The sequence below is a fragment of the Microbacterium sp. B24 genome (assembly GCF_000333415.1).
In the GTDB taxonomy this organism is placed as follows: Bacteria; Actinomycetota; Actinomycetes; order Actinomycetales; family Microbacteriaceae; genus Microbacterium.
Genome location: NZ_BADB01000154.1, coordinates 1 through 2894 on the forward strand (window position 1 = coordinate 1; position 2894 = coordinate 2894).

Annotated in this window: 3 protein-coding genes and 1 pseudogene; 2 read left to right on the forward strand and 2 right to left on the reverse strand. The window is 71.3% G+C overall.

Going from position 1 to position 2894, the window contains the following annotated elements; genetic code table 11:
* Positions 1 to 54: 54 nt before the first annotated feature.
* On the forward strand, positions 55 to 654 hold the full coding sequence (locus I5I_RS03675; RefSeq protein WP_083867921.1) for a thiamine-phosphate kinase: 600 nt from the start codon (positions 55 to 57) through the stop codon (positions 652 to 654).
* Between the two features lie 52 nt (positions 655 to 706).
* On the opposite strand, the gene rsmD is transcribed toward I5I_RS03675, so the two are convergent.
* On the reverse strand, positions 707 to 1267 hold the full coding sequence (rsmD, locus tag I5I_RS03680; protein ID WP_083867922.1) for a 16S rRNA (guanine(966)-N(2))-methyltransferase RsmD: 561 nt from the start codon (positions 1265 to 1267) through the stop codon (positions 707 to 709).
* Between the two features lie 9 nt (positions 1268 to 1276).
* A complete protein-coding gene (locus I5I_RS03685) occupies positions 1277 to 1870 on the reverse strand; it encodes a 1-acyl-sn-glycerol-3-phosphate acyltransferase (RefSeq protein WP_036316575.1) in 594 nt (197 codons plus the stop codon).
* Between the two features lie 93 nt (positions 1871 to 1963).
* Between I5I_RS03685 and I5I_RS03690 the strand changes: the two are divergent.
* A pseudogene (locus tag I5I_RS03690) lies at positions 1964 to 2894 on the forward strand (OB-fold nucleic acid binding domain-containing protein); the annotation flags it as partial.

Consider the following 2894-nt stretch of genomic DNA (forward strand, 5'->3'; position numbering starts at 1 on the left):
GATTCGAGCTCGGACCCGGGGATCCTCTAGAGTCCACTCGCGCCGGGATGCGCGGTGGAGGGTGGGGATCTCGCGGCATCCGACACGCTGACGATCGCGGTCACGGTGCTCGGAGCGCTGGATGGCGTCGAGCCGGTGCGGCGGTGCGGGGCGCGGCCCGGTGACGTCGTCGCGGTGACGGGGCACCTGGGGGCGGCCGGGCGCGGTCTGGCCCTGCTGTTCGATCGCTTCCGCGATGCCGAGGGCCGCCCCCTCGCCGTCGATCCGTCGGTCCTCACCGACCGTGAGCGCGCCGATCTCGCTGCCCAGCTGCGTCCGCGCCCGCCGCTCGCGCTCGGTCCTCTGGCCGCGCGGTCGGGCGCGACCGCGATGATGGACGTGTCCGACGGACTTCTGCTGGATGCGACGCGTATGGCGGAAGCGTCGGGCGTGCGGATCGATCTGAGCCCGGAGCTCGACGAGATGGCGCTTCGCGGCGGGGAGGATCACGAGCTGCTCGCCACGTTCCCGTCCGGAGCCGCCCTGCCGGAGGGTTTCCGGCGTGTCGGCACCGTGATCGCCGACGCGACGCCACACGTCACCGTCGGAGGTGCGTCGTCAGCGGGCGTCGGCGGGTGGGATCCGCACCGGGACTGGGACGCGGCCCGCGGCTGATGCGGCCGAGGCGCCGCGCACCGCGGCGACGGCGCGGTCGATCGCCGTCGTCTCAGGACTGCGGGCGTACCCACCACAGCGTCGTGTCGCCGTAGCTCTTGTCGCGCTCGTACTGCAGCGCGTCGGGCAGCGTGGGGGCGCCGGAGCGGGTCGCGCGCTCGACGACCACGAGCGCGTCGGGCGCCAGTCGCGGCGCGAGCAGTTCCAGCACGCGAGCGAGTTCGGTGTCGGCGAGGTCGTACGGCGGATCGATGAAGACGAGATCGAACGTGCGAGCGGCGGCCCGCAGGTACGCCTCGACGGAGCTGCGGTGCACCCGGATCGGCGTGCCCGGGAGCACCTTCGCGACGGTGCGAGCGTTGCGGTCGGCGACGGCCGCGGCGCGCGGCGCCTTCTCGACGAGATCGACGGATGCCGCGCCCCGGCTGGCTGCCTCGAGCCCGAGGGCGCCCGAACCGGCGAAAAGATCCAGCACGGCGGCTCCGTCGACGATGTCGGCCGCGTCGAGAGCGCCGAAGAGCGATTCACGCACGCGGTCGCTGGTCGGGCGCGTCCCGGCATCCGGGACACCGAGCGTGAGCGAACCGGCGGCTCCGGAGATGATGCGCGTCACGTGTTCACCCTAACCGTGGTCTGACGGACCCGCCGCGCCCGTCTCGTCGCGGAGCCGGGGCTCGGTGCGGCGCTCTGGCCGAAAGCCCGCCTTGTCGGCGTAGAAGGCACGGATGGCGTCCATGTCGCGGGCCACGTCGCCCGTGAGAGCGAGGGTCGGCCCGAGCCCGGTCGTCATCGTCGTACGGTCGACGTAGCCGAGCGTCAGCGGCATGCCGGTCTCGCGGGCGACGCGGTAGAAGCCGTTCTTCCAGAACGCGTTGCCGCCGCGGGTGCCGTCGGGAGTGACCACGAGGCCGAAGACCTCCCCGGCGCGAATGCGGGCGACGATGTCCTCGACCACGCGGCCTGCGTCGGCACGGTCGACGGGGATGCCGCCGAGAGCGTTCATGACGGGTCGTCGCCAGCCGCGGAAGAGCGTGTCCTTGCCGAGCCAGTGGATGCGCATCCCCAGACGCCACGAGATGGCGAGCATGAACACGAAGTCCCAGTTGGACGTGTGCGGCGCGCCGATGAGTACGGTGGGGCGCTCCGGAGCGGGGGTCGTCGCCAGCCGCCACCGGCTGCACGACCAGAACACGCGGGCAACGGTGCGGCGGATCACGAGCCGACTCTACGGGTGTCTCCTGGACGATCCGTGCATGTCCGATCGCCCGGGGACGGCTACGGCGTCGGTGGGCCTCAATAGACTCGGAGCATGCCCGCGATCACGCTCGACACCGGTCTTGTCGATGCGCTGGGAGCGGCGACCGCGAAGCTGTTCGATCGGGCGTTCGGCATGAGCACGGTGGCCGATCTCCTGACGCACTACCCGCGGCGATACGCCCGACGCGGCGAGCTCACGCCGATCGACTCGCTGCCGCTGGGCGAGCAGGTCACGATCGTCGCCGAAGTGCGCTCGGTGTCGTCGCGACAGATGCGTCAACGGCGCGGTTCTCTTCTCGAGGTCGTGATCAGCGACGGCGCGGGAGCACTGACGCTCACGTTCTTCAACCAGGCGTGGCGCGCCAACGATCTCCAGGTGGGCCGTCAGGGGATGTTCTCGGGGAAGGTCGGCCAGTTCCAGGGGCACCAGCAGCTGGCTCATCCCGATTACACGCTCTTCGACGATGCCGACGCGGCGAGGTTGAACGCCCAGGCGCAGCAGCACACCCCGATTCCCATCTACCCGGCGACCAGCACGGTGGCGACATGGCAGGTGCAGAAGGCCGTCGCCACGGTGCTGGCTGCGTTGGCGCCGGTCTCCGACCCGCTGCCCGACTCCCTACGCGCTGATGAGGGTCTGCTCGATGCGACCACGGCTCTGCGGCGGATCCACGCGCCCGAGAGCTTCGAGCAGATCGACGACGCGCGGCGTACGCTGCGCATGCACGAGGCGTTCATCCTGCAGACCGCGCTGCTCCAGCAGCGGCAGACCGTGCGGGCGATGGCCGCGACCTCGCGTCCGGCCGGCGCACTGTTGGACGACTTCGATTCGCGCCTGCCGTTCACCCGGACCCCCGACCAGGAGGCCGTCGGTGCGCAGATCGCCGCCGATCTGGAAGGTCCGTGGCCGATGACCCGTCTTGTTCAGGGAGAGGTCGGTTCGGAAAGACGCTCGTGGCGCTGCGCGCCATGCTGCAGGTCGC